The organism is Ihubacter massiliensis, assembly GCF_024125305.1.
GTDB classification, from domain to species: domain Bacteria; phylum Bacillota; class Clostridia; order Peptostreptococcales; family Anaerovoracaceae; genus Hominibacterium; species Hominibacterium faecale.
Map to the genome: position 1 here is coordinate 770,509 of NZ_JAMXVH010000001.1, position 26,587 is coordinate 797,095.

At 46.3% G+C, this 26,587-nt stretch carries 27 protein-coding genes; 6 read left to right on the forward strand and 21 right to left on the reverse strand.

What is annotated here, in order from left to right; all coding sequences use genetic code 11:
* Positions 1-8: 8 nt before the first annotated feature.
* The gene (locus NIA71_RS03470; protein ID WP_253019684.1) at positions 9-1,328 is read right to left on the reverse strand and encodes a S8 family serine peptidase; all 1,320 of its coding nucleotides are present in this window, start codon (positions 1,326-1,328) and stop codon (positions 9-11) included.
* Between NIA71_RS03470 and NIA71_RS03475 the strand changes: the two genes are divergently transcribed.
* Positions 1,327-1,473 (forward strand): hypothetical protein, encoded by a 147-nt coding sequence (locus NIA71_RS03475; RefSeq protein ID WP_253019685.1) that lies wholly within the window; start codon positions 1,327-1,329, stop codon positions 1,471-1,473. The two genes, NIA71_RS03470 and NIA71_RS03475, sit on opposite strands and share 2 nt — an antisense overlap.
* Before the next feature lie 86 nt (positions 1,474-1,559).
* On the opposite strand, the gene NIA71_RS03480 is transcribed toward NIA71_RS03475, so the two are convergent.
* The 4 genes from NIA71_RS03480 to NIA71_RS03495 form a co-directional block, all read right to left on the reverse strand.
* The gene (locus tag NIA71_RS03480) at positions 1,560-2,069 is read right to left on the reverse strand and encodes a nitroreductase family protein (protein ID WP_148395204.1); all 510 of its coding nucleotides are present in this window, start codon (positions 2,067-2,069) and stop codon (positions 1,560-1,562) included.
* Between the two features lie 19 nt (positions 2,070-2,088).
* Positions 2,089-3,141, reverse strand: a complete 1,053-nt coding sequence (locus tag NIA71_RS03485) for a Sir2 family NAD-dependent protein deacetylase (protein WP_148395205.1) — start codon at positions 3,139-3,141, stop codon at positions 2,089-2,091.
* A 134-nt stretch (positions 3,142-3,275) separates the two neighbouring features.
* A complete protein-coding gene (locus NIA71_RS03490) occupies positions 3,276-3,431 on the reverse strand; it encodes a hypothetical protein (protein WP_227755160.1) in 156 nt (51 codons plus the stop codon).
* Entirely contained in the window at positions 3,431-3,601 is a 171-nt protein-coding gene (locus tag NIA71_RS03495) for a hypothetical protein (protein WP_227755159.1), read from the reverse strand. The genes NIA71_RS03490 and NIA71_RS03495 overlap by 1 nt, the downstream gene beginning before the upstream one ends.
* 95 nt (positions 3,602-3,696) lie before the next feature.
* Between NIA71_RS03495 and NIA71_RS03500 the strand changes: the two genes are divergently transcribed.
* Entirely contained in the window at positions 3,697-4,653 is a 957-nt protein-coding gene (locus NIA71_RS03500) for an aldo/keto reductase (RefSeq protein WP_227755158.1), read from the forward strand.
* Between the two features lie 143 nt (positions 4,654-4,796).
* On the opposite strand, the gene mnmA is transcribed toward NIA71_RS03500, so the two are convergent.
* The 5 genes from mnmA to NIA71_RS03525 form a co-directional block, all read right to left on the reverse strand.
* Positions 4,797-5,864 carry a tRNA 2-thiouridine(34) synthase MnmA gene (mnmA, locus tag NIA71_RS03505; protein ID WP_253019686.1) on the reverse strand — a complete coding sequence of 356 codons (1,068 nt, stop codon included), beginning with the start codon at positions 5,862-5,864 and terminating at the stop codon, positions 4,797-4,799.
* Position 5,865: 1 nt separating this feature from the next.
* Complete coding sequence (nifU, locus tag NIA71_RS03510) at positions 5,866-6,309, reverse strand: Fe-S cluster assembly scaffold protein NifU (RefSeq protein ID WP_148395354.1); 444 nt, start codon at positions 6,307-6,309, stop codon at positions 5,866-5,868.
* A 12-nt stretch (positions 6,310-6,321) separates the two neighbouring features.
* Positions 6,322-7,491: a cysteine desulfurase NifS gene (gene nifS, locus NIA71_RS03515; RefSeq protein ID WP_148395208.1), complete on the reverse strand. Its 1,170-nt coding sequence runs from the start codon at positions 7,489-7,491 to the stop codon at positions 6,322-6,324.
* A 217-nt stretch (positions 7,492-7,708) separates the two neighbouring features.
* The gene (locus tag NIA71_RS03520) at positions 7,709-8,152 is read right to left on the reverse strand and encodes a hypothetical protein (RefSeq protein WP_148395209.1); all 444 of its coding nucleotides are present in this window, start codon (positions 8,150-8,152) and stop codon (positions 7,709-7,711) included.
* Positions 8,153-8,233: 81 nt separating this feature from the next.
* The gene (locus NIA71_RS03525; protein WP_148395210.1) at positions 8,234-8,458 is read right to left on the reverse strand and encodes a DUF896 domain-containing protein; all 225 of its coding nucleotides are present in this window, start codon (positions 8,456-8,458) and stop codon (positions 8,234-8,236) included.
* A 225-nt stretch (positions 8,459-8,683) separates the two neighbouring features.
* Between NIA71_RS03525 and fabF the strand changes: the two genes are divergently transcribed.
* Both fabF and NIA71_RS03535 read left to right on the forward strand, forming a co-directional pair.
* On the forward strand, positions 8,684-9,916 hold the full coding sequence (gene fabF / locus NIA71_RS03530) for a beta-ketoacyl-ACP synthase II (RefSeq protein ID WP_148395211.1): 1,233 nt from the start codon (positions 8,684-8,686) through the stop codon (positions 9,914-9,916).
* 26 nt (positions 9,917-9,942) lie between these two features.
* A complete protein-coding gene (locus tag NIA71_RS03535) occupies positions 9,943-11,601 on the forward strand; it encodes a class I adenylate-forming enzyme family protein (protein ID WP_227755156.1) in 1,659 nt (552 codons plus the stop codon).
* A 137-nt stretch (positions 11,602-11,738) separates the two neighbouring features.
* Here the strand turns inward: NIA71_RS03535 and NIA71_RS03540 are convergent, their stop codons facing one another.
* Positions 11,739-14,171 (reverse strand): response regulator, encoded by a 2,433-nt coding sequence (locus NIA71_RS03540; RefSeq protein WP_227755155.1) that lies wholly within the window; start codon positions 14,169-14,171, stop codon positions 11,739-11,741.
* 197 nt (positions 14,172-14,368) lie between these two features.
* On the opposite strand from NIA71_RS03540, the gene NIA71_RS03545 reads away from it, so the two are divergent.
* Positions 14,369-15,805: a GntR family transcriptional regulator gene (locus tag NIA71_RS03545; protein WP_148395213.1), complete on the forward strand. Its 1,437-nt coding sequence runs from the start codon at positions 14,369-14,371 to the stop codon at positions 15,803-15,805.
* On the opposite strand, the gene NIA71_RS03550 is transcribed toward NIA71_RS03545, so the two are convergent.
* Positions 15,781-16,326 carry a flavodoxin family protein gene (locus tag NIA71_RS03550; protein WP_148395214.1) on the reverse strand — a complete coding sequence of 182 codons (546 nt, stop codon included), beginning with the start codon at positions 16,324-16,326 and terminating at the stop codon, positions 15,781-15,783. The two genes, NIA71_RS03545 and NIA71_RS03550, sit on opposite strands and share 25 nt — an antisense overlap.
* 125 nt (positions 16,327-16,451) lie before the next feature.
* Positions 16,452-17,570, reverse strand: coding sequence for a GGDEF domain-containing protein (locus NIA71_RS03555; protein WP_148395215.1), 1,119 nt, complete (start codon positions 17,568-17,570; stop codon positions 16,452-16,454).
* A gap of 137 nt (positions 17,571-17,707) precedes the next feature.
* Between NIA71_RS03555 and NIA71_RS03560 the strand changes: the two genes are divergently transcribed.
* Entirely contained in the window at positions 17,708-17,914 is a 207-nt protein-coding gene (locus NIA71_RS03560) for a helix-turn-helix domain-containing protein (RefSeq protein WP_148395216.1), read from the forward strand.
* Between the two features lie 261 nt (positions 17,915-18,175).
* Here the strand turns inward: NIA71_RS03560 and spo0A are convergent, their stop codons facing one another.
* From spo0A to NIA71_RS03600, 8 genes are all read right to left on the reverse strand, one after another.
* Positions 18,176-18,973 (reverse strand): sporulation transcription factor Spo0A, encoded by a 798-nt coding sequence (gene spo0A, locus NIA71_RS03565; protein ID WP_148395217.1) that lies wholly within the window; start codon positions 18,971-18,973, stop codon positions 18,176-18,178.
* A gap of 153 nt (positions 18,974-19,126) precedes the next feature.
* Positions 19,127-20,185 carry a SpoIVB peptidase gene (gene spoIVB / locus NIA71_RS03570; protein ID WP_148395218.1) on the reverse strand — a complete coding sequence of 353 codons (1,059 nt, stop codon included), beginning with the start codon at positions 20,183-20,185 and terminating at the stop codon, positions 19,127-19,129.
* Between the two features lie 11 nt (positions 20,186-20,196).
* The gene (locus tag NIA71_RS03575) at positions 20,197-20,658 is read right to left on the reverse strand and encodes a BofC C-terminal domain-containing protein (protein WP_148395219.1); all 462 of its coding nucleotides are present in this window, start codon (positions 20,656-20,658) and stop codon (positions 20,197-20,199) included.
* A 40-nt stretch (positions 20,659-20,698) separates the two neighbouring features.
* Positions 20,699-22,786: a SpaA isopeptide-forming pilin-related protein gene (locus tag NIA71_RS03580; RefSeq protein ID WP_253019687.1), complete on the reverse strand. Its 2,088-nt coding sequence runs from the start codon at positions 22,784-22,786 to the stop codon at positions 20,699-20,701.
* Positions 22,787-22,795: 9 nt separating this feature from the next.
* Positions 22,796-23,431 carry a helix-hairpin-helix domain-containing protein gene (locus tag NIA71_RS03585; protein ID WP_148395221.1) on the reverse strand — a complete coding sequence of 212 codons (636 nt, stop codon included), beginning with the start codon at positions 23,429-23,431 and terminating at the stop codon, positions 22,796-22,798.
* Positions 23,432-23,511: 80 nt separating this feature from the next.
* Complete coding sequence (locus NIA71_RS03590; RefSeq protein ID WP_227755153.1) at positions 23,512-24,180, reverse strand: TIGR03936 family radical SAM-associated protein; 669 nt, start codon at positions 24,178-24,180, stop codon at positions 23,512-23,514.
* Positions 24,177-26,012, reverse strand: coding sequence for a TIGR03960 family B12-binding radical SAM protein (locus NIA71_RS03595; protein WP_253019688.1), 1,836 nt, complete (start codon positions 26,010-26,012; stop codon positions 24,177-24,179). The genes NIA71_RS03590 and NIA71_RS03595 overlap by 4 nt, the downstream gene beginning before the upstream one ends.
* A complete protein-coding gene (locus NIA71_RS03600) occupies positions 26,013-26,549 on the reverse strand; it encodes an HD domain-containing protein (protein WP_227755151.1) in 537 nt (178 codons plus the stop codon). It abuts the gene before it with no gap.
* Positions 26,550-26,587: the final 38 nt, after the last annotated feature.

The following is a 26,587-nucleotide window of genomic DNA, read 5'->3' on the forward strand; positions in this document are numbered from 1 at the left end:
ATGTATATTTACCCCATGTCTAAAACCAGGATACTAGACGGCTGTCCACTTTTCGACAGACCACCACGGATCGCCAAGCTGGCATAGGTCGTCCCGACCTGACCGACCTTCTCCTTTAGCGTGTATGGAATTTGAAGAAAAGCTAAGCCTTTTGTTACATCGGTAAACTGTAATTTCAACGACTGTTTCCCGGTGTTGAAAAAATGCGCTTGATCCAGGGTATAAGTATAGTTGATTGAAGGATTCGTGTTTTTCGGCACACCCCATTTTCCCGGCTCCAGACTGTCTTTCTCCTCATAGTCGGCAAATTCATCGCAGAGCTGCGCTCGCTGCGCAGGCGTGTAGATACCGGGAGTAAAGGAAGGTTCGTTGATTGTCGATAAAATATAAGATCCCGGTGCCGCCAGATCGACCGACGTTTTCCCGTAATTGGAATAAGGGGCCAAATCCCCGGAAGGATCGCTGGCGGCAACGGCGATGTTGTATGGGCTGTCCGCGCCGGCAGGGGAAATTAGCCCGCGGTCATTATCCTCGCTGTCGTTTCCGGCGCAGCAGAAAGAGACGGCGCCCTTTTCCCCGGTAATATCCATTACCCTTTTAAACAGTTGGTTCATTGCCTTTATTTTAGGGGCATCTGGCGGGGTATAGTCCTCAGGGATCTCAGTATAGGAATTGTTGATCGCCGCCACGTCAACGCCCAGATCCTGAACGTCGCTGATGTACCAATAGGCACGCAGCGCATTGTAAAGCTCGCCGTATCCATCGTCATCCAGCATTTTCAAGGCCATAAGTTTGATCTTCTGGTTGATGCCGCTGATGCCCACGCCATTATTCCCTGAGGCTCCAATGATACCCGAACAGTGCGTCCCATGCCCATTGTCGTCCATTGGCTCGGCGTCTTCGCTGACAAAATCATATCCGTATTTCCCCGGCAGCTTGTCCTGATGAGGATTGACCCACATATTGCTTATGAGGTCTTCATGGGTATAATCTATCCCGGTGTCGACGACGGCTACCACCTTAGAGCTTCCCGTTGTCCCTTTATCCCATAGTCTTTCCGGGTGCAGATCAGCGCCGGGGGTGCCGTCGCTCTGGCCGGTATTCTTTAGGGCCCACTGGGATGTTACATAGGGGTCACCCGGCATTTTGCAGGCTTTTAACTGGTAATTGGGCGCGGCGATTTCTACTTGGCCGCTGGCTTTTAGGTTTTCCAGCAGTTGTTCCGTAGAGAGCTTCTCTGAACGCACCAGGGCGATGGTCGTTGTTTTTTGCGCCGCGCTTTTTTTTTGCTGCGGACGGGCTTTGGTCGGATGGTTCTTTCGCAGCATGTTTGAAATTACAGGTGTCAGCTACCTGGATGCCATCCACATCCAGCGAAGCGGCGGCCGCCCTGCGGCTCATGCCCCCTTGTGTATCTTTGAGAAGGACGATGGCTTCCCCTTCTTTATAATGCGGCTCTTTGCTGTCTTTTGAGCCTGTTTCCCAGGAAGAAGCTGCGAAGGACGCAACTGGGGAAAAACACATCATCAGGGCCATGATGCCCGCTAACAGTTTCCCTTTCATTTTATATACCTTACCCGCGACGGATCAAAAAAACCTCTCGCTTCAGGAGCCTGATCAGGAACCCCCACGGCGATAAGGGCATACGGAATGCTGGTCACCCGCAGCAGTGCTTGGGCTTTCTCCACCCGGTGCTGGATCGGATACATGCCGCACCAGCAAGTGCCGTAACCAAGATCTTCTGCCTGAAGGATCAGGTTTTCCGCCGCCGCCCCGCAGTCCTGAGGCCAGAAGCCGGAACAGATTCCGGTTTGCAGCTCCGGTTTTGCGCAAATCACAATGGCTGCGGACGCGGTCCTGAGCATTCTGGCATATGGATTTATTTCCGTAAGTTTCTCTAGGATCCCACGGTTTTCCACAACCAGGAATTCCCAAGGTCTGGTATTTCCGGCGCTGGGAGCCATCATAGCCGCTTCCAGCATCAGCTGAAAATGCTCCTGGGGAATGACCACGCCCTTTTTATATTTGCGAATGCTGCGTCTGCTGCGAATTGCTTCTGTTACGTTCATCTTTTATAACCTCCTCGGTTTAATCCATATATTGCCTCGGCGCCCGGGCAAAAGCTTCAAAGGGAACATCTCCCCGATAATTCAAAATCGTATCTTTTCGAAGAAACCGCAGATAACGGGATTCTTCTTTTTCCATTTCTTCAATGGATTTTCCTTCATAACCGTTGAAGACAGAGACTTTTAACGGCTCTGGACGCATTCTGCCTTGCTCGCTTTTTTTCAGCAGGGTTTTTATATGTATGTCTGCATGGGGAAAGGAATAGCCGCAGATCACAATGTGGTCCGCGTTGACAAGAGCTTCATAAGCATTTTCCCAAACGCGGCGGATATTGTCGCCGTACTGGACGAAATTTTTAAAATAGGTGGGCGGAATAATTACCGACGTCTGTTGACTGCCGCATTTTTCACATTTATGGGCGTTAAAATCCAGCAGGTTGTTGGCGGAAATATCCGCCGCTTCTTTCACTTGGATACATCCGCATTGGGTGCAGTAGAGCCAGTTCATGGAACCATGCAGCTTGAGCAGCCTAATCCCGTGTCCTTGGCGTGAAAAGCCATAATTGATGATTCTCCTTTGTGAAAACAATGCGTTATCCGCAAGGAGATCGTAATTGGTGGACAAAAAATCCACCTGACGCCCGCTGCGGTCGCAGAGATTTTCCACCAGCTGCTTATGATAACTATCGATAATCTGATAATTATCTTCATTTCGCTTATGTTCGAGCTGGGATTCGATGGCAAGGGCCATGCTGGCAACAATGGCATCCTTGTATTTCCTGACTTTCCCGCTTCCGGCATAGCTGCCTTCCACCTCAAGAATACCCAGAGCCTCCTCAAAAGACGGGAAAAGCATGGGTTTGGAGCAGCCCAAATCAATTCCAAAGTAACCATCAAAAAACGTAAAAAGATCCATTTTCACGTTTTTATAAAATGGATTCTTCTCATCGTACCGCGTTTGAATCTCCCGGGATTCATCCATCGATTCCATATAGGCCCGGAATAATTCTTTCTGAAGGGGTGCCCCATCGCTTTTTGATGCGCCGGCGCCCAGAAAAACTACAAGTCGCTCCATAAATTTCACCTGTGTCCGCCAAATATGAATTGCTCTGTTCCTATTATATACCGCTGCCTGTTCTTATGTAAACAAAAACTACCATAAAAAGGGCCGGTCCGCAGAACCAGCCTTTTTCCTCAAAGAAAACCGTTTTATTTTTCCTGTTTTGATTGAGCCTTTTCCTTTTCTCTCAACTCTTCAATGATGTTGTCATCATCATCCAAATCTTCTCTGGTCATTCCTAAAATCTTCATATCATCCATATGATTCCAGACCTTATCTTTTTCCATATCATCTAAAATACCCATTAAACTACCTCCGTTAACTTTTCCGTAATATTTTTCAAATCATCGACCGCATTTTTCAGGCCTCGGTGAATCTGTCTCTGGTCTCTCGGCGAAAGGAACATGTATATATGCATTCCAATGATCGCGCCGGCAATGCCAATCCCTACGGCACCAGTGCAAAATTTTCCCATTTTCCGTCCCTCCTTGTATGTTCATTTGTTTAAAATTAGTATGTCCTTACCTGTGGATATTATGTTACTATAAACTTAGATTTCAGGAGGTTTTTATGAAAAAAAAGAAATTAGGGAATACCGGAATTGAAGTAACACCCATTGGGTTCGGCGTACTGACCGTTGGAAATACCCAACTCAATCTGCCGGTAGAAGAAGGAGCAAACGTTTTGCGCTATGCTTTGGAAAAGGGAATCAATTTTCTTGATACTGCTCAATATTATGAAACCTATCCATATATCCGCCAGGCGCTTAAAGATTCCCCGTATAAACCGGTGATCTGCTCCAAATCGCTGGATTTGACTTACAGCCAAATGGAATTTGCCATTAACGAGGCTTTGGAAGAGATGGATCTGGCGTATATCGATATCTTTCTGCTTCACGAAGTCCGGCAGGATCCGGATTGGGATGATCGGGCGGGAGCCTGGCGCTGTCTGGTGGAAGCCAAAGAAAAAGGTCTGGTGAAGGCCATCGGCGTATCTACTCACCATGTGGATGTGGCGGAGAAAATGGCCGCAATTCCCGAAGTGGACGTCCTCTTCCCTCTCATCAATTTCAAAAGCCTGGGTATTCGAAAGGGAGACGGTCCGGGAACGAAAGAAGAGATGGCCGCAGCCATTGAAGCCAATGCCAGGGCAGGAAAAGGCGTCTTTGCCATGAAAGCCTTCGGCGGCGGAAACCTCACCGGTTCTTATCTGGAAGCGCTGGACTATGTGCGGGATCTGCCTGGCGTTGATTCGATAATGATCGGCTTTGGCAGCAAGGAAGAAGTGGATCGAATCGTGGAATATGCAGAAGGCACCATTGATCCGGATTATATTCCTGATGTTTCCAAAAAGAGAATCCGCATCGATCAGGGAGATTGTGAAGGATGCGGAGCCTGTATTACCCGCTGCCCCAATAAAGCCATTTTCCGAAACGGAAACGGTCTGGCGCAGGTGGATCCTTCGATTTGTCTCACCTGCGGCTACTGCGCGCCGGTGTGTCCGGTGAGAGCGATCATTATGTTCTAAGTTTACATAATAATTTTATTATACAGGAAATATCGATTGCGTAGCATTTCCTGTATTTCAAAAAAGTTTACCTTGTGAAAGTGAGCGCGAAGCGCGAATAACGTTTCCAAAGGAAACTTTTTTATAGTCAGCTTAGACCGCAGCTATTCGATAAACCCGCCGCCAACCACACAGTCATCCAAATAAAAAACGATCGATTGGCCGGGCGTGGCAGCTCTCTGTTTTTCATCAAACACAGTGAGGATCCTGCCGTCCGGCTTTGTCATGATCTGTGCAGGCGCAGGTCTTGCCGCATAGCGAATCTTAGCCATTACCCGGGCCCCTTCCAAAATTTCAGGCATGCAACTGCTCCCCGTCATCGAAAAAAAGCTCCCGGAGCAAATTACTTCCCGGGAAAAGAGATCCTCGTGATCCCCCAGAGTCACTGTATTAGCTGCCGGATCCATAGCGGTGACGAAAACGGGCTTGCCGAAGGTAATTCCCAGTCCCTTTCTCTGTCCGATGGTGTAGTGAATCAGCCCTTTGTGGCGCCCAAGGACATTCCCCTCTTTATCAATAAAGTCTCCCTCTTCGATGGAATATCCATGTCGTTTAATATAGTCGGCATAATTTTCGTCGTCCGCGATAAAGCAAATCTCCTGGCTGTCCTTAAGATCAGCGTTGTTCATATGATTTTGTCGGGCGATTTCCCTGGCCTGTTCCTTATGTTCCATCAAAGCCAGAGGCAGAAGCAGGCGTTCGATAACCTCCGCCGGCAGGCGATACAGCATGTAAGACTGATCTTTTTTTTCGCTGGCAGCCCGCCGCACGGTCCATCCAAGCTGAGCATTATAAGCAGTGCGTGCATAATGGCCTGTGGCAATGTGAAAAGCCCCCGCCCGATCCGCCTCTTGGGTGAGAATTTTGAACTTCACCGTGGGATTGCAGAACACACATGGATTGGGCGTTCTCCCTGCCGCGTATTCACTGCAAAAATTATCGATGACCGTGTCTTGAAAAAGCTGGTGAACATTGCGGTAAAGGAAGGGAATCCCGATCTGATCCGCCGCGGCCTCTGCTGCCCGGCGCCCCTCTTCATTGCCGGAAGAAACGTCAAAATAGAGGCCGGTTACTTCCATGCCTTTTTCCTTTAATAGTAAAGCAGCGGTTGTACTATCTACACCGCCGCTTAATCCAAGTATCACTTTTTTTCTATCCAGTGATTCGTTCATTTTATTCTTCCTCTGGCAGATCATGATGATCGTCCTCGTCCGCATTGGGATCGAAGCCTTCCAGACCTTTATAAGTTTTGCCTGTTTTCTGAGCGTAATCATAGATTGCTGATTTGATCGCATGATCCGCCAGCACCGAACAGTGTATCTTCACTGCCGGAAGGCCCCCCAGCTCGTTGATGATCTGTTTGTTAGTCAGATCGAGAGCTTCATCGATGGTCATACCGATGATCATGTCGGTTGCCACACTGGAGGATGCAATTGCCGATCCGCAGCCAAAGGTCTTGAACTTTGCATCTGTTATTTTATCATCCGCCACCTTAATGGAGATCTGCATCATATCCCCGCACACCGGGCTGCCGTAAGTACCAACGCCGTCGGCGTTTTCAATTTCTCCAACATTATGCGGATTCATAAAATGATCCATTACTTTATCATTATACATGTTAGCCATGTTTTACCACCCTTTCTCGCTCGATACTGATGAAATTTCTCTAAGTTTATTTACCACATTTACCAGGGTTGAAACAACATAATCGATATCTTCTTTTGTCGTCATATCGCCTACGGTGAACCGCAGGGTTCCGTGGATTTTCTCCACCGGTATTCCCAGGGCCGACAGCACATGGGAAGGCGTCAGAGACGCGGATGAGCAGGCAGAGCCGGTTGAAACGGCAATCCCGTTCATATCCAGATAAAGGAGCATCGCTTCTCCCTCAATAAATTCGAAGGTCAGATTGGCGTTGCCCGGATGTCTGTGTTCCATCGATCCGTTTACATAAACATTGTCGATCTTTTCCTGAACCTGCTGGATCAAGTAGTTCCGCAGGGACGATGTATGCTGAATATGTTCGTCCAGGTGGATCCGGGCCAGTTCAGCCGCTTTACCGAATCCTACGATACCGGCCAGGTTCTCCGTGCCGGCCCGTTTTTTATTTTCCTGGGCTCCGCCGTGGAGATAGTTGGAAAGCCTTACACCTTTGCGGATGTACAGCGCTCCCACTCCTTTAGGTCCGTAAATCTTATGTGCGGATATGGACATGAGGTCCACGCCCAGCTCCTTCACATCGATGGGCATATTTCCCAACGCCTGTACGGCATCCGTATGGAAGAGGATCTGATGAGATTTGGCAATAGCTGCCAGTTCCCTGATCGGCTCTACGGTTCCCACTTCATTGTTGACAAACATGATGCTGATGAGAATGGTCTTGTCGGTGATGGCCGCTTCCAAATCGGCAGGGTTCACCCTTCCCTCAGAATCCACATCCAGATAAGTAACGTCATATCCGTGCTTTTCCAGGAACTCGCAGGAATGAAGCATCGCGTGATGCTCAATCTTCGTCGTAATTATGTGATTTCCCTTTTTCTTCAGCACATCGGCAGCGCCCATCACGGCCCAGTTATCGGCTTCCGTACCGCAGGATGTGAAAAAGATTTCCTTTTCATCTGCTCCCACAAGTTCGGCTACCTGTTTTCTGGCGCCAGCCAGGGCTTCTTTTGATTCTGCTGCTATACTATATAAACTGGATGGATTTCCATAGAACTCGGTAAAATACGGAAGCATCGCATCTAAAACTTCTTTTTTTACCGGCGTAGTTGCTGAATAATCTAAATAAACCTGTCGCATTTTCTACTCCTTTGTAATTCGATTCCTTTCAATACAATATACTATTATACCAATATTCAGCCGCATTTAAACACTTTTTGCCAAATTTTTTTATAATACAGGAAATATCGATGCAATCGATATTGACGGAGTTTCAAAGAAAGTACCTTGCAAAGTGTCGGCCCTTGAGGTCGACATGTGTGCATAGGGAACTGTGCTCCCGTCATTCACACTTTTTTTAAAGTTTTGCCGGTTCAAATACGGTCAGCTTATAATTGCCGTCCTCTTCCTTAATGACCACGTTATAAAGCCCCTCTGAAGTAGAGGTCCCAGTATCCCAAACAATCTTCGCCTCATAGGTTATGTACTGAAAGAATTGTTTCTTCTTAGTCAATTCTTCAAAGCTGACGGAGCTTACTCTCGATATGCTGCTGGTCTCCTCAGCCGCGAGATCTTTCAAATCCTGCTTCAGGATTGTTTCATCTTCGATCTGGCGCAGGCGCTTTTCCGCTTCCCGATAAGGAATTTCGCCCAATGAAAAACTCTGCATCGTTATCGTCCTCTGGTCGATCAATGACTGAACTGCATGCTTGGGATCCTGTGAGGAAAAACCGCTGAACAGACAGAAAACGATTACAGCCAGCGCAGGAATCGCCAGCAAATTAAAATACTTTTTTTTCATTTGTATACTCCCCTTTGTTTTTTTCGATACTTGTATCATAAAACAAAGAGAGCGGGAAATTTGTCTTTTCCCGCCGTCCGATCAAATCTTTTTTTTGTGCTTTTTGTTGTATTCCTTCAATTCTTCCTCGCTCATATCCTCTACAAATTTGATTCGATCCAAATGTCCTTTGAAATTTTCACGAAACTTTGACAGATATTCTTGACGCAAAGATTCTCGTTCCTTATGCTCCTCATCCGTCAGACCTTCTTCTTTATGCTTTTTAGCCAGCTCGTTGATTCGATCGATCTTTTCTTTTCCAATCATTTCATCCACTTCCTTTTTATTTTAATTCACATTCGGCAGTCCGGCGCATCCCCTCAGTTTGGCTGATTGCAGACGGCACGGACATCCGCCTTTGTATTCCGTAATATCATTGTATTTGCGGATTCAGTATATAAAATCCCACTTTTTTTGTCAACCTGACTGTGGATTTTTACAAAAAATATGATAAAATATGGTGAATGTAATTACACACTTGGAGGAAATTAAATGAAAGAAAAACTAGTCATAACCGGCATGGGAGCTGTTACACCCATCGGAACCGGTATAGACACTTATTGGGACAACTTGGTACAAGGAGTCTGCGGGATCGATCGCATCACCCGCTTTGATACACAGGATTTGGCCGTGCAAATCGCAGCCGAGGTAAAAGACTTTAACCCGAAAGATTATATATCGCCCAAACTGATTCGGGAAATGGATCTGTTCCAGCAATACGCGTTTGCGGCGGCTGATGAGGCTTTGGAGCAAAGCTCCTTTCCGATACAGCAAGAGCCCAGCAGGATAGGCATTGTCATGGGAACTGCTATGAATGGAGTGGCAACAACAGCAGCGACTCAGGAGGAGCTGACCGCAGGTAAGGCCAAAAAAGTCAGCCCACGCTTCGTACCCAAGATTTTAGGCAATCTGGCCGCAGCCCAGCTATCTATCGCAAAGGGGATCCACGGCCCCAGCTATACGTTGAACACGGCCTGCTCTTCCGGCGGGGATGCGCTGGCCATGGCAGCCATGATTATCCACTGCGGTGAAGCAGATGCTATGGTCGTGATGGGTGGTGAAAGCAGCCTCTGCCCGGTGGTACTGGGAAGTCTGGCCCAGGCAAAAGCGCTATCCAGAAACAACGACAATCCCAAAAAAGCCTGCCGGCCCTTTGATGCTGACAGAGACGGATTCATCATGGGCGAAGGCGGCGGAGCGCTGATCCTGGAAACAGAGACTCATGCGCGGGCACGCGGAGCTAATATTTTGGCCGAGCTGGCGGGATATGCAAATACATCCGACGGCTACCACGTTACTTCTCCCGACCCATCAGCAAAAGGCGCCGTAGCATGTATGAAGCGCGCACTTGAGCTTGCGGAAATGGAGCCGAAAGAGATTGGCTATATCAATGCCCACGGTACATCCACTCCTCTGGGGGATCCCATTGAAACGAAGGCCATCAAAGACGTATTCGGCAGCCATATCCCCCCTGTCAGTTCGACAAAAGGCGCGACCGGACACCTGATGGGCGCAGGCGGTATTACTGAAGTTATCGCCTGTATCAAAGCGCTCCAGACTGCAACTCTGCCGCCCACGTGCGGCTATCAGACTCCTGACCCAGCATGTGATTTGGATTATATTCCGGGCCAGGCGCGGACATCGGCCATCCATGCCGCCATGTCCAATGCGCTGGGTTTCGGCGGACAGAACTCCAGCATTATTGTAAAAAAATATGAAAAATAGAAGATCAGAAAGAAGGTTTTAGTACAATGTCCTTTACTTATGACGTAACGATGTTTAAAGAAACCTTTGAAACATCGTTCACTTATTTAAATGGATTTATGCGTAATGTTTCGCGGTTCGCAGACCGTCCCGCTCTGTTTGATCCTGAACTGGAGCGGCAATGGTCTTATCGGCAGCTAAATTCGGAAGTCAATCGCTTGGCAAATGCACTGATTGAGGACGGGATTGAGAAAAACGATGTGATTATGTACCAGCTTCCCAATTGTGCTGAATTTGTATTCTGCTACCTAGCACCTCAGAAGATCAGGGCCATCAACTCCCCGATTAACTACCGGCTGGCTCCCGGTGAAACCGCCCTTTCTATTGACGATAGCAAACCAAAAGTATTTATCTACGATATGGAAATTCGGGAAATGGTTCAGGAGGCCCTTGCCATGTGCGCATACCGGCCGGATATTCTCATTATGACCGGGTGCACTGATAAAAAGGAACTTCCCCGCGGTCATATCACCTATGAGGACTACGTAAAAGATCAATCAGAGGAAAATCCGCTCTTACCGGTACCGGCTCATATCTATGATGAAACGACTCGTCTCTACACATCAGGTACGACAAGCAGACCCAAGGGCGTCCCCCTTAACAATATTAATGAAGTGCTGTCCGCCCACGATGTTATGATGCACTTCCCGCTGACCCCAATGGACCGGACAATGAATATGACACCGTGGTTTCACAGAGGCGGACTTCATTCCGGCGGTCCCTGCCCTACCCTTTACGCAGGCGGCGAGGTAATCATTCTCCGGGAATTTACACCAAAAAAATGTCTGAAATACACCGAGAAATATGAAATCACCTTTTTAATCGGTGTTCCTGCTGTTCTGACGCTGCTGACACAGGTTCAGGAGCGCAACCCGGTCGATCTTTCCCACCTGAAAGGGATCGTAACCATGGGCAGTCCCCTAGAAAAAGCTGCCTGCCAGCGGTTTCATAAGGTGCTCAGTCCGAATATTTTTAACGGTTACGGCACTACAGAGACCTTTTGGAACACCTTTTTGCGTCCTTATGACCTGCCGGAAATGGCCGGCAGCGCCGGACGCTCCTGCACGGACGATGATGTGCGGGTCGTAAAAGTCTATGACGATCGAAAAGCCGAGCCGGACGATCTTGCGGATATGGATGGACAGGATGTAGGAGAAGTCATTCTTTGTTCTCCGGCAAAATCCTCTTACAGCTATTATAACAACCCTTCGGAAATGAAGAAAAAGTTTTATAAAGGTTTTATGTATACCGGAGATTTGGCCACCTGGGATGCAAGCCAATTTATTACTATAGTAGGGAGAAAGGACGATATGATCGTTTCTGCCGGAGAAAATATCTATCCTTCACAGGTGGAAGAAATCCTCAATCAGCACCCAAAGGTCGCAGAGTCGGCCGTTGTAGGCGTTGCAGACAGGCTCAGGGAACAAGCGGTAGCTGCCTACATCGTGCCTGCAGACAGCAGTCTTACAGCGGCAGAACTGGGTATGTACTGCCTGGAGCATCCCATGCTTTCAATTTATAAATGTCCGCGCTTTTATCGATTTGTAGACGAACTTCCTCACACAGCCACCGGAAAATTAATGCATTATAAAGTGGCAGAAATGGCTGCCGAAGATCTGGCTGAAAAAAGACTGGAACGGCCTTAGTAAAGCAGATAAAAAGGCCCGTTGCCGCAAAAAACGATTGCAGCGACGGGTCTTTTTGTCCAACCTTGCAGGCCGGCAATAGAGGATCGTATCTTACAGGAACCTCCAGATAGCCAGATACTTTTAGGAAATTAAGATCATTCTTTGCTCTGTTGGCCCACATCGCATAAATATTGTTCCATGATCTGATAAATCTGCTCCAGGTCCAAAGGCTTGGCCAGATGTTCATTCATTCCCGCAGCCTTGCTTTCTGCGATGTCTTCTGTAAATACATTCGCCGTCATTGCGATGATGGGCACTTTTTTCGCATCTGCTCTTTTCAGATTGCGGATGATACGGGTGGCTTCAATCCCGCCCATAACCGGCATTTGGATATCCATAAAGATCAGACTATAGGTGTCTTCAAGGGCTGCTTGGAACATATCGACTGCTTCCTGTCCGTTTCGTGCGATATCCACAAGAGCTCCTGTTCGCTGCAAAATTTCCACCGCAATTTCCCGGTTCAGATCATTATCCTCTACTAGAAGCAAACGTTTTCCTGTATGAATTCCCTTTCGGAGTTTTGACCGAGACTGATCGACCGGCTCTTTCGTCTCTTTGAGTACATAACGTTTGAGCGCATAGGCGAGACTGGACCGCAGCATCGGCTTCACTACAAAACCATCCACTCCGGCGGCCTTTGCAGATGCTTCGTATTCCGTCCAGTCATACGCCGAAAGCAGAATGATAGGAATGTGTTTTCCTATTCGCTTTCGAATCTGCCGCGCCGTTTCAATTCCATCCATTCCCGGCATCTTCAGATCAATGATAATTGCTTGATAATCCAACGATTCTTGATGTGCTGAAGCAGCCATTTTTATCGCTTCTTCTCCGGAAAGGGCCCACTGACTGTCCAGTCCGAGTTCCTCCAGTCGCTGACAAGTCGTTTCACAAGAAATCTGATCGTCATCTACGACCAGAACCGGCGCAACGGCCTTTATTTTAAGATCAAATTCTTTTTCTTCCTGTAGTTTTAAATACATGGTTACGGTAAAGACCGATCCTTGTCCATAGCTGCTGCTAACCTGAATATCGCCTCCCATCATACGGACAATATTCTGACTGATAGCCATTCCCAAGCCCGTTCCTTGAATCGTATGTATATTATCATCTTCCGCACGCTCAAAAGGCAGGAAGATTTTTTTCACGAATTCCGGCGTCATACCGTACCCATTGTCTTTGAAAATAAATTCATAATAGCCGTAACCATCACGATTTGAGGGCTTTTCTTTAATATCCAGGACGATCTTTCCTTTATGCGGCGTATATTTAATCGCATTGGAAAGAATATTGAGAAAGACCTGCTCGATACGCTGGGGGTCGCCTATGACGTTTTCATGTTTCAATTGGTAAGCATGAATATCAAAAGTATGCTGTTTTTCCAGAACTGAGGGATGAATAATGGTTATCATGCTCTGTAGAATATCACTCAGACTGAATTCTTCGTCTGCCATTGTGATTCGTCCGCTTTCAATTTTGGACATATCCAGGACTTCATTGATCAGGCTTAGAAGAAGTTTTGAAGAAACTTCAATCTTAGATAGACAGTCTTGAATCCGTTCCTTATCATCAATGTGGGATGAGGCGATAGCAGTCATACCCATAATCGCATTCATTGGAGTTCGAATATCATGACTCATCCGAGACAAAAAATCCGATTTGGATTTGTTGGCTTTCTCAGCGGCCTGAAGGGCTTCGTTGAGCAATTTGGAACGTTCTTCCAATTGCTTTTGCAATTCGCGCTGTTCTGTTATGTCTGTGATATCAATGTAAATGACCAGATATATTGGAGATTGATCTACCCAATCAATGCACTCAGCGTTAACCTGCATCCACATATCTTTACCGGATGGATCTTTAGACTGCAAGGTAAAATGAACTGGTTCTCCCTTTTCCATAAGCGGAAGATTTTGACGAAAGGTTGCACGATTCTTTTCCGTATCATAATTCGTGAGGCCGTAGGGTAGGCATTCCTGTCCATCACTGCCAAAAAAGTCACGAAAACGCCCGTTGGCTTCTAAAAATTCGAAACCTCCGTTTTCCACTCGAAATTTGGCGACAAATCCAGGAAGATTATCATATGTTACGGACTGTTCCTTTTGCATTCGTACAAAATCGTCAATATTGGTGAGGACTGAATAGGCAACTTGATAGCCATTTACATATTCATCTGCAAATGCGGTGGAAAATTTTACCCAGATACGTTCGCCGTTTTTTCTACGTATAGGGCTGACCAGCTGGTATCCTTCCTGCTTTGTTTCTAAAGCCTTTGTAACCGTATTTACCAATAGGTTCCACTCCTCCGGGTCCGTTTTATAGTAGAGATCACAATGGTTGTGAAACCTGGTTTCATATTCCTCTTTTGTCCATCCAATCAACTGATAATAAAAATCATTGGCCCATATGACCGTATAATGTTCATCCAGAAGATGTTTGCTCACACTGACTCCCAGCAGACTCATCAACGTACGATATTCGTAATCCGAGCTCTCATCTGCTTTCGCCTGTTTACTTTCTGTTTCCGTAGCCAATAGCCTTTCCTCCTTGCCTACCTTTGCAGCTAAACTGCACACGTCAAATAAATTGATATATTTACTTTGGTCACATAGGTATCTTTGTATAATTCTATCAAACATATTGGTGCTTTACAAGCTTATAGTAGATCTGGTTTAAAAAAAATGGTATACTATTTTTCCCATGCAATTGTTCGATACGAGGAGGATATGTTGTGAAGTATGGCAAAACCACTTTAATCTATGAATTTTTTAAAGTTCAAATTGAATTTGGATACTATAAAAAAGGAGATGTTTTGCCGTCGATGGAATTTCTGCATGAAGTGTACCACGCTGCGTTCCGTACAATACGAAATGCTTATCTGCAGCTCCAGGAAGAAGGATACATTAGCCTTTCTTCCGGCAGAAAGACTTTGGTTGTATATGATCAATCAGAGCAAGCATGCAACCAAAACGCAAAGGCGTATTACCTGTCTAGAAAAGAGGCGATTAAATCTTTGGGCCAAGCTTGGCAGGTCCTGCTCGTGCCTCTGATGCACCAAGGGTGTCTGCGACTGTGCAAAAGTCAAATGAACTTCATTAAAGAAGTGGCTGCTAAACTGGAAAATGGAGATCTCTACGTTTCTTTTTTATTGGGTCAGGAAATTATATTAGCGATGAATAATCGTCTTGCGCTGGATTTATACAATGAAACTGTTTCCTTCTACCAATTTCCACACACATTAAATAGGAAACTTCCCAATACGCAAAACTTACAACACCTTAGATTGTTATCTGGAAAGGTGATCGCGGCCTGTGAGTCTAACGACCGTGAGGAACTTTATCGTATTTACCTTCTAATCGAACAGGAAATCGGTGGAACAATTCAGTCTTTTATTCGGCAGGCACAGACAGATGTGCCACCTCAGAAACAAATCCCTTTTCAGTGGAATGTCTACCGGGGACGCCCCCAGCATTGCTATTCTTTAGCAGCAGAGTTGATCAGACTGATTATGCTTGATTCTGTATACGAAGAAGGGGATCAACTTCCTTCTTACAGCACGATCGCTAACACCTATGGCGTGTCCTTTAGTACAGTACGAAGGGTTGTCGATCTTTTAAAAGTATTTGGAGTTGTTACTACATCTCAGGGGTTAAGAGCTTCTGTAATTGCCATAAGAGAAGAGAACATATTACTGAAGGCCCCGGCAGTGAAAAAAATTGCTTCCATGTTTCAGGAAGCAATGCAAATGATTCTTTTCGCTTTTAACCATATTGTAAAGCGCTATTCATCAAGATCAAAGCACAGGTTTTCACAATATACCTCCAAGCTTCAATCCCTGCAGGAACAAGGCGTTACATTCAAGAGCTTCTATCTTTGTTTGGATTTTCTTCTGTTTGACAACGATTGCCCGGCCTTAAAAGAACTTTGGTTAAAACTGCGGGAAACGCTGATTCTTGGTCTGCCTCTATTGGAATCGCAGGCAGGTTCCTGCGGCGTAAAACAACAGCTGAAAACTTATACGTCCGGGGTAATCAACGGATTAGAGTCCGGCGATATCCATCTGTTCTGCAGCAATTTGGAAGAATTGGCGTTTTTGGTCTCTGAAACAATGAAATTGATGAAAACAAAGAACGAAAAACTATCCTATAAAGACATGCCCAGTTCATAGGCTTGTTTCATAATCGCGCTGTCATCATCCGTATCTGTATCTCCTCCGGCAATGAGTTTGCCCACTAAGTCCATATCTTTGCCAATATAGGTCCCCAGATACCAATCGTAATTCGCCTGGTATTTTTCATAATCAGCCGGGGCTCCTTGAGCAAAAATCCCGATCAATTTAATCCCAGACGGAACACGGGGTTTGCGTTCTTTGTCGGAAAGGCAGTAATGGCGGTTCATAAATGTGATCATCGGTCCCGTTACTTGCGAATAATAGTTGGGAGAGGTCAGAATCAGTGCTCCGCTCTCCCTCAAATCTTTAAAGTATTCTTCCATATCGTCTTCGATGACACAGTCCGTATCATATTTTCGGCAGCAGCCGCAGCCATGACAGCCTAAGATGTCCATTTCGTTTACATTGTAAATCTTAACTTTATGTCCGGCATCTCTTGCGCCCTTGATTGCTCTCATGGCAATCCTGGTAGAAATACTGGCATCTCTGGGGCTTCCTAATACAGCGGTTATCTTCATAATTGCATCTCTCCTTTTTCAAGTATTCGTTAATATGATATTATACTATGATCGATGTTTTTTTCAATGAAAAAGGGAAAGCTTTTTTCCGCCGTCCGTTCTTAGATGGCGCATTTTTTATTCTTTCACATTTCTTTAGCTGTCTGGCTGCTGTCATGGCGCTTTTGCTGATACATTCTGCTATCGGCAATATAAATTAGATCATCCAGCTCTTCCGAGTCATCAGGGTACTTGGAATACCCCAGGCTGAATCCGAGGAATTCCATATCGTGGAACTGTTCATCCCAAGGATACTCATTCAGCTGTGTCAGACAGCGCATGACGTCTGTGCCTATGTAAATACAAATAAACTCATCTCCGGACATCCGGTAGAGTTTTCCTTGATCTCCGATAATTCTCCTCGCCACACCAGAGACTCTGCATAAATAGTTGTCCCCTGCCAAGTGTCCGTGGGAATCGTTGACAGATTTAAAATCGTTCAAATCAATATAGAATAAGTAGAACGGTATTTTATCCTTAATTTTTTCCGCCGCATCCAAAAACATCCGCGACCGGTTGCACAACCCTGTCATCTCGTCGAGATAAATCGCCTTTTTCAAGTAATGCATGTCTTTATCGTTTTTGAGTAAATAATACAAAAACACATAGGAGAAAAACAGGTTTACAGAAAGTATCAGCAATGCAGCTGCCGGCAGCCACTCGTTTTCCGTATAATGAAAGGCCAAATTTAATACAACAATCAGTAACAGCCAGAATATGTTTACCCAATGAAAGTAACCATGAATTTTACAGGAGATATGATTGGGCAGATAGAAAGATCTATTTTTAAGAAACCGATAAATCCAATAGATACAGATTGCATGAATGAAGGATTGGACCGCAAGTATCATTAATGGAGACGGGCCGGGCAGGAGTGCCCCAATATGTACAGACATGGAAAAAACAAGCATCGTATAGACTCCTGCCGCTGATAAAACAGTCAGAAAAATGGAATAAGGTTCTTTGTACAAGAAAAATGCAGGGTACAACAAGATCAGACAGCTGAGTATGAATAAACTGCTCTCGATCTTAAAACCGGTCATTTGAATTAGATTAACACTAATCGTAACCGCTATTGCCGAAAGCACCATTAAGAGAAGATAGACATTGATCGCTTTATATCGCTTATGAAGGCATGTATTAACGATACACAGACTCACAATTACCATCTCTAGGGCAATTATGTAGCTAAAAATAAAATCCATATTATTTATCCTCGTATAGCAGGATGGTTATTCCATGCATATTTTGTGAAACTAGTCTAAAACTATTATAGTCGCTTTATCGAGTATAGTCAATTAAATGATACTAACCTATACTTTTATAAAAGTGGAGGTGCATTATGATCATCTATGATCCATTCTGGAAGACATTAGAAAAAAAAGGCGTCAGCACCTATGCCCTGATCACCCGCTATAATATCAGCAGTTCTACAATTTCAAGGCTTAAGAACAATAAGCCGGTTACCACAACTACATTGAATGATCTCTGTCGTATCCTACAATGTTCCATATCGGAAATTCTTCAATATATAGATGTTGAGAAATAAAGAAAACATTTATCCCAACTATACCATGTCCCTTTGTTAGAAATTGTCGTATCCTGCGCAGAGGCGCTTTTTCTTTTGTCTTGAATACGCGAAATAATAATTTCGTTATGCATTTAAAAAACTCCCTTTATCGACTGATAAAAGGAGTTTATCCCATACGAATAATAAGTATTTCCATTACAATAATTCCATCTAATCCTTTATTCCTTTTCAATTACTTTGCTTGATATCCTAAAATAATTACAATATTATTCCCTTTGTTCAGCCGGCCTTTCTTTCGAGTCTCAGCTTGTCTGCAATAATTGCAATAAATTCCGAATTGGTTGGTTTTCCCTTGTCGTTATGCACCGTATAGCCGAACAGGCTGTTGATTGTTTCAATTTTTCCTCTGTTCCATGCAACTTCAATCGCATGCCGGATCGCCCGTTCCACCCTGCTGGGAGTTGTATTGTTGAGCTGGGCAATTGCCGGGTATAACTCTTTTGTTACCGCTCCCAGCAAATCCATATCCTCTACCACCATGGTGATGGCGTCCCGTAAGTATTGATATCCTTTGATGTGAGCCGGAACCCCAACTTCGTGGATAATGTTGGTGATATCCACTTCCAGATCTTCACGCGAGTTTTCTTCTTGATTATTGAGTATGGCTCTTGCGAAACTGATCTTCCCTTCTTCCTGAGCGTCGTTGCCGGCCAGTTGATTGATTCTTTTCAACAGAATGTCCAGGCTGAAAGGTTTAACGATGTAATATTCTGCTCCAAGATTGATGGCTTTCTGGGTGATTGTCTCCTGCCCTACGGCAGAAAGCACGATTGTCCGCGGATACACTGGCAAATCCATGCCGCTGATCGTTTCCAGAACGCCAAGTCCATCTAAATGGGGCATTATCATATCCAGAACTAAAACCTCAGGCATATGTTCTTTTATGGCTTCTACTGTCTTGATTCCGTCGTGGGCAATGAACGAGATGTCGATATTGTCCTTATCCTGGAAAAAATCCGACAGAATGTCACAAAAGTCTTTGTTATCGTCAGCAATACCGATTTTAATTCTTTTCATTTAATCCTCCTTTGTCAATAAACGCATTAAACATTTGTTTTCCTCTTTTTCTCTCTTTTGGCTTGTTATTCCATATATAATTTTAGATTATCCTGTAAAAATAGCAACGAAAAAAGAAAGTCAATTTGCGTAGTATTTCGACAAATTTCTTATTTATGAGTCAGATGCACGCAGCATCCACTCGATAAAAATCCCGTAGCCCTTCTGAGGATTATTGACAAATACATGGGTTACAGCACCGATAATGCGATTATTCTGTATGATTGGACTGCCGCTCATTCCCTGGACAATACCGCCGCTCTTTTCCAATAACCGCTTATCGGTTACTTTAATTACCATGCCTTTATCCGCTGGTTCGCTCTGATGGTTGATCTTTTCAATTTCAATTTCAAATCGTTCCAGTTTATTATCGTCCAGGGTGGTCAGAATATAGGCTTTTCCCTTTTCGATCTGGTCCTGTCTTCCGACGACTAAAGGCTTTGTGTACAGCGGATTTTCAATTGGATGATAAGCGTTTCCAAAAACGCCGTAAGAACTATTTTTCTCCAATCCGCCAAGTGGAGAGTCCGCTTCATAAAAGACGCCTCTGATTTCTCCCGGCGTTCCGGCGGTGCCTTCTTGAATGGATTGTACTTGAGCTTGCAGCAGCTGCCCTTTATCCACTGATAGAATGGAGCCTGTTTCCGGGTCTACAATCGGATGGCCCAGTGCTCCGAAGGATTGATTCACCGGGTTATAGTAGGTCAGAGTGCCAATACCGGCGGTCTTGTCTTTAACCCAGACTCCCAGTTTATAGAGATTATCATCTTTGGACACGACTGGAGTAAGATTAATATCCAGTTTTTGCGACTTTCGTTTTACTTTCAGCTTTACATCGCCTTGTATTTTGTTCACTAAAGCTTGCACTTCTTCGGCTTTATACACCTTGGTACCGTCGATTTCCAGAATCATGTCTCCGATCTGCAGTCCGGCTTGGATCCCCGGATTCACTTTCTTTCCGTCTGCCGTCTCAATTTCCTCCAGCCCTACGATCAATACTCCTTTAACATCCATTCGAACGCCTACGGAATGTCCGCCCGGCACCAGCACGGTTTCTGATACCACATCCACACTGGCGGTATCATCGTCCTTCATTGTAAACTGGCCGATGATAATAATCGTAAGGAGGAGGCCCATAAAGATCAGGCCTCCTTTTTTAATCGCACTCTTCATTGCTGCCTCCTCTAGCTATCAAAGTTTTGCAGAAAGTCCGCCAGCTCATTTTTTGAGTTAACCTGAACGCCCTCCGCCAGCATCTGCTGGTCTTCCTTACTAAGTAAAGCAAAAGGGATCGTCGTGATCTGATAAAGACTTTCCTCACCATTTCCATTGCAGTAGAACACTTTCACAACACCCTCGATCTCACGTATGAGAAAGTAGGTTTGTTGTGTTTCTTCGGTTTCTTTTGTTTCCTCTTCATCGGTTGTTTCTTCGTCGGTTGTTTCCGAAGTTTCATCATCCCTGCTGTCAACCACATCAGGACTTTGTGTCGTACTTTGTGTCTGTTGGTCTACTTTGGTAGCTGTATTGGCTTTCTGGCTGCCGCCATCATAATTGATCCATATTCCGAAGGCCAGCAGCGCCGCAGCGATTATTCCGTAAAACCATTTACTTTTAAAAAAACTCTTTTTTTGATTACTAAACATAACACCACCTCAGTTGGTAGTATTATCTAATAATTAGAATTTAATACCTCCTATGGCGATATGCCGCAAGAAAAATTAAGAAAACTGCGGCAAACAGCATAACAATCCAGATCCAGAACGGAAAATGATCGCCTGTTTGCGGAGAATGATCCGTTTTCTTCGGCGCTGCTTGCGAAGGGATTTTTTGATTGGTCATTTCGCATTTGATGATTTCTCCGTGCTCCTTTACTTCAAATGGGAATGCGGTTTCATCAATCTGATAACCTTTGGGAGCATCAAATTCCCGAAAGTAATAATTCCCGGCCGGTAGCTTTTCAAAAAATGCTTTTCCATTCTCATCAGTTCTGGTTTGAATCAGCACACGTTTGTCGGTATCCAGGATCTCAATCCCTGTATCAGGCAGAGGCTTTCCAGTGGAAAGATCGGTCTTTTGGATTTCTGCTCCGCCCTTTTTCAGTTCATTGGTCAGCTCCACATCGACAGAAGCGATTGCCGCCTCCTGGCCCGCGAACCGCAATTCTACCGCTGTCGGCTCTGTCAGGGCCGTATACCCTAAAGGCGCTTCCTTTTCCACTATATTGTATTTTCCCAGATATAATTCCTTAGAACTTGCGTTTCCCTGCTCATCCGTGGTGACAGTATCGGCCAGCTCTCCGGCTTTCAGACGGACGGTGCCGTCTTTTGTTACAATGTCTTCAGCGGCCATAATCTGAAAGACTGCTCCTGAAAGTTTTTTCTCTCCTGTTTTTGCCTGACCGCTCTCATACTCAATGGTATCCCCTTTTTTCATCAGACGGATGATCCCTTTCTGAGGCATATCCGTCTGTTCCACTACAACGGTGCCCGCCGTATTGTCAGCCACGGAAAAGACTACCGGCTCCTTTTCCAGACGGTATCCATCGGGCGCCTGAACTTCCTGAACCTGATATGTACCGGCCGGCAGTGCTTGCGGCAGCGCGGCCCTGCCGTCTGCTCCCGTAGTCAAATTTTCTGCAACGAGACTTCCGCCAGTTCCATTTACCAGACGAAACACGGTGGGAGCACCGGTGATCGTTTTTCCGGTTTCCCGGTCTTTTTTTTCGATCACAACCTGAGTCGGCGTATCGACGGTTTTCAAACCCAAATACATGGCGAATTGATCTTCCGATCCCATGATCATCGATTGGTACGCCGAATTGGTGGTGCAGTTCCAGACCAGGATCTTGCCGGAGGCGCTGCCCCCTTCCAGTGTGTTTTTCCCAGTCAGAACAACCGGCGTTTTCATGGGTGATGCGCTTTTAAAGGTGTATTGATTGCCGCTGCGACTTACGGTTACCCCTGAAACATTGCTCTTAATTCCGCTGGTTTTATTGTTGGTATCGGTGAGGGTTACCGCCCATCCGCCGGATGCCTGGTCATACGTCATATCGTATACTGGCGCTCCTTTTTTCGATTGTGACGCAAAGCTGTGGACCTTCAAATGATCGTTGACTTTTTTCAGCAGCCAGTTGTAGCACTTTTCTGCCGGCCGGCCTTTGAGAAAATTGTACATATGTTTGGCAGGCATGCTGTGGGCCTTTGCCAGCTTGGTTCCATTAGGTTTGCCTTTCTTCGACGCAATGGTCCTCAGCCCTTGCTGCGCTTCCCAAACCAGAACTTGTGTCGCGAAATAATAATCAGCATCGTTTGCCCCTGAAACGGGCACTTTGCGCGAACCGTTTCTGCCGTAACACAAGACTGCGGAAATAATCTTTTGTGCATCAGCGGGAAGGTTTTGAAACAGCGTCTTATCTTTGGATGAGTTATACGCCTTGTAATTGGCCGTATCCGCAAAGTTGGCGCCGAATTCGATGCAGTAGCCGTATCTGGCCGTACCGTCCGTCTTGTCGCTGATTTTCAGGTACCGCCACCTGACCTTGCTGCGGCCGTTGCCCGCCTTTACTTTCTTTGTGCCGTCGCTGTTGTAAAAGACAGTTTTGACATCTTCATTTATGTAATATTGTTTCCCATCTTTGCCTACCAGGATTTTGGTAAAATCCGCCGACCCCTTGTCTCCATGCTCCCAGGCGGCAAAAGCCGCAGCAGGAAACATGGACATGGTCACGCAGATGACCAGGATCCAGGTAAACACCCTTTTGTTCCTATTCATAATATCCCCCTAAACCATAATTTGTTCCTTTAATTTTTCAAATGTCTTGTCCCCAATTCCATTGACATTTTTCAAATCCTCAGGTTTCTTAAAAAATCCGTTGCTTTTTCGGTAGTCCACGATCTTTTCCGCAGTTGCCGGGCCTACTCCATTGAGGGTCTGCAGTTCTACTTCAGTGGCCGTGTTGATGTTGACTTTTGATTTTGCGCCGCTGCCGCCGTCAGAAGAAGGCAAATCCACAAGCCCGGAAACCGTTTCCCCCTTTTCCGGTATATAGACCTTTTCGCCGTCGGACAAAAAGGCCGCCTGATTGATTCCGGCCGTATCCGCATTGCTTTTCAATCCTCCGGCAGCTGAAACCGCATCCGCCACCCGGCTTTCCGCTTTCAGCTCTACCACCTGAGGCGTATTCACAGCCCCGCCCACATCGACCATAATCGTCTCCGGTTCTTCTGCCTCCTCCCCAGCCTCACCACTGGCAGAAGCCTGCTGCGCGGATTGGGAAACGGCCAGCTCTTCTTGGCTGCTGTTTCCGCCCAGAACAAAAACAAAAAAAGCAGCCGCAAGCATAACAGCGATTGCAGCTGCTTTGATAATCAATTTTTTGTTGCTGAGCAGAAATTCTTTGTTCAGGTATTGTTTCATCTCTAAATCCCCTTTCGTGAATGTTTACATTATTTTACAATTCACGAAAAGAAATGTCAATATATTACTTGTAATTTCTGTCAGTTATTGAAGAAAAGTTTTGTCCGCATCACATCCATCTCCCACCGGTCCGTGGGGATCTCCAGAAAGCGGGCCAGCGCCTGGATTACCAGCTCCGGACTGAGATTGGAATGGCTCCCGCAGTCCAGCAGCGCTGTGACAAGCAGATTTTCGCCTGCAAGGACAAAGTTCATGGAGCGGATCTTATCCCGGATATCCACTTCTTTCATTTGTTTGGACTTTTTCTGTTTCTTGGGAACCAGAATTTCTTTTTGCGCTAAAAAGGCTTCACAAAGGGCTTGTCCGCTTTCTTCCGGTTCTTTGCCCATGGGAATGCCGATGATATACTCTGCCGATTCGGCCCTTGCCGCAAGGCTTTTCTGCTGGCCGGCTGTCTTTTCACAGCTGAAGAGCTTCACGCCTTCCGGCATCTGCAGGTCCAGCGCCTGCTTCAGCTGTTTTTCGTCATAATCCTCCTCCGTCTCCAGCTCCAGATACTCAGCGATACTGGAATAGCCAAGGGACAAAGGCTGGGCGAATCCCATCTTGGGATGGGGATTGAACCCCTGAGAATAGGAAAGCTTGATTCCTGCTTTTTTCAGCGCTCTTTTAAACAGCCGCAGCATGTCCAAATGGGAGGTGTAGCAGATCGCCCCTTCTTTGGAAAATTTGATCACATATTGGCTCATTGGTTCACCTCCGGCATACAATTGGCTTTTCGGTTCATACCGCATCCCGCGCATCCTTTGCGGCAGTCTTGGGTGGTCGTTTCTGCTTTTGCCTTTTCGTTTTCTTGAATGAGAAACTCACGGGTCACATAGCAGTCGATCCGATCCCACGGCAGAATTTCATCATAGCTTCTGGCCCGGGTGGTGTAAAAGGCAGGATCGATTCCGGTTTCAGAAAAGGCCTGTTTCCACAGACCGCCTCTGAAATGCTCCGACCATCCGTCAAACTTACATCCCAGCTCAAAGGCGCGGATCAGAGCCCTGCTCACCCTCCGGTCTCCCCTGGCGAAAACGGCTTCCAGGGCGCTGACCTCTGTGTCGTGATAATTGAAGGTTACTCCCTTCATAGTCAGCTGTTTTGTCAAATAATCGTGCTTTTTGAAGAAGGATTCTTCTGTATCCTGCGCCTCCCATTGGAAGGGCGTATGGGCTTTGGGCACAAAGTTGGAGACGCTGACCGTAACATTGAAGCGTCCGCCTTTCCGCCCTTTCACTTCATAATTGATGGCTTTTATTTTGCGTGCGATTTCGGCGATTCCGTCCAGATCCTCATAAGTCTCTGTCGGCAGTCCGATCATAAAGTACAGCTTCACATTGCTCCATCCCAGTTCCAGGGCCTGGCGCACGGCTCCGTAAATATCCTCTTCAGTAATGCCTTTGTTAATTACATCGCGGAGCCTCTGAGAGCCCGCTTCCGGGGCAAAGGTCAGCCCGGACTTCTTGTAACCCTGAATCTCCTGCAGCACGTTGAAAAAGAAGGAATCCAGCCGCAGAGACGGCAGCGAAAGGGAAACGTTCTGCTCCTTGCACATGGCCATCAAATCCAGCGCCAGCTCTTCAAATCGGGAATAATCGCTGGTGGACAGGGACAGAAGGGAAAGTTCTTCATGCCCCGTATTGTCCAGCTGATGTTTCACAATCTCTTTGATGGTTTCCGGCTCCCGCTCCCGGACCGGCCGGTAGATCATACCTGCCTGGCAGAACCTGCACCCTCTGGTGCATCCGCGGAAGGTCTCAACTACTGCCCGGTCGTGGACCACTTCAATCAAAGGAACGATCGGTTCCTCCGGGAAAAATGCCCTGTCCAAATCCGCAATCAGCGCCCGCTCAATGCGGTCCGGCGCCCCTTCATAAGTTTTGACAATCTCCTTGATCGTTCCATTTTCATCATAGACAGGCTCATAAAACCGTGGAACATAGACGCCGGGAAGCTTGCAGATAGCTTTCAAATAGTCTTCCTTGGTCTGCTCGTCCTCTTTCATCTTGACCACTTGCGGCAGCAGCTCTTCTCCATCGCCGATGAGAAAGGCATCGACAATTTCGGCCAAAGGTTCCGGGTTATAGGCGCACGGCCCGCCGGCCAGGATGATTGGGAAGGAATCGTCCCGTTCCTCCGCCAGAAGGGGGATCTTGGCCAGAGAAAGCATATTGAGCAGGTTGGTAAAGGAAAGCTCGTACTGCAGGGTGAATCCCAGGAAGTCCAATTCCTTTAGCGGCGTCTTTGTTTCCAGCGTGAACAGTTCCATCCCATTGTTTCGCATCAGCTTCTCCATATCCATGGCCGGTGCGAAAACCCGTTCACAATAAATATCCGCTTCCTTGTTCAAGATATGATACAGGATCTGCATGCCCATGTAGGACATTCCGATCTCATAGGTATCCGGGAAAGCGAATCCAAACCGGTATCGGACCTGCTGGGGATCCTTGATCACCGCATTGATCTCCCCGCCAATGTAGCGGGCCGGTTTTTCTACTTGTTTCAATAGCTTGTCCAGTTCTTTACTGATTTCCATTTATATACCTTTCATAAGTTGATCTAACGTCATTCCGATGGTGTTTTCAATACCTTCGATGAGGGCCTGAGCTTCTTTTTTCTTTTCCAGTATTCGCTTTTCCGCATCCGCGTGTCCCTGTTTTCTGGCCTTTTCAATGATATATTCCATACGTTTGTCAAGCCCCACATAGGCATCTTCTTTGACAATGCGGTCGCCCAGGCAGACCAGGTCGGTTTCATTGACGTGTTCTACTGCGGAAAAAGGAGAATAGCGCATATGCACTTTGATAATATCGGCCTCCTGCTCATAGCCCAGAGACTTTGCAAGCTCATAGCCTTTTTCCCAATGCTCGTCCTCGACCCGGGCAATATCGTGGATCAGCCCGGCAGCTTCGATCAGTTCCAAATCCAGATGATAACCGTGTTCATTCAGCGCTTTTCCCATCTTCACTGCCGTGTCAGCCACCGCTTTGCAGTGCTTTACCACATGTTCCGGCGTTTTATATTCTTCCAATAGGCGCAGGCAGTCCTGCCTGCTGGGGTGTTTTTTTCTCATCGTTAAAATCAGTCCTTCCTTGCGGCAAATCCGCATTC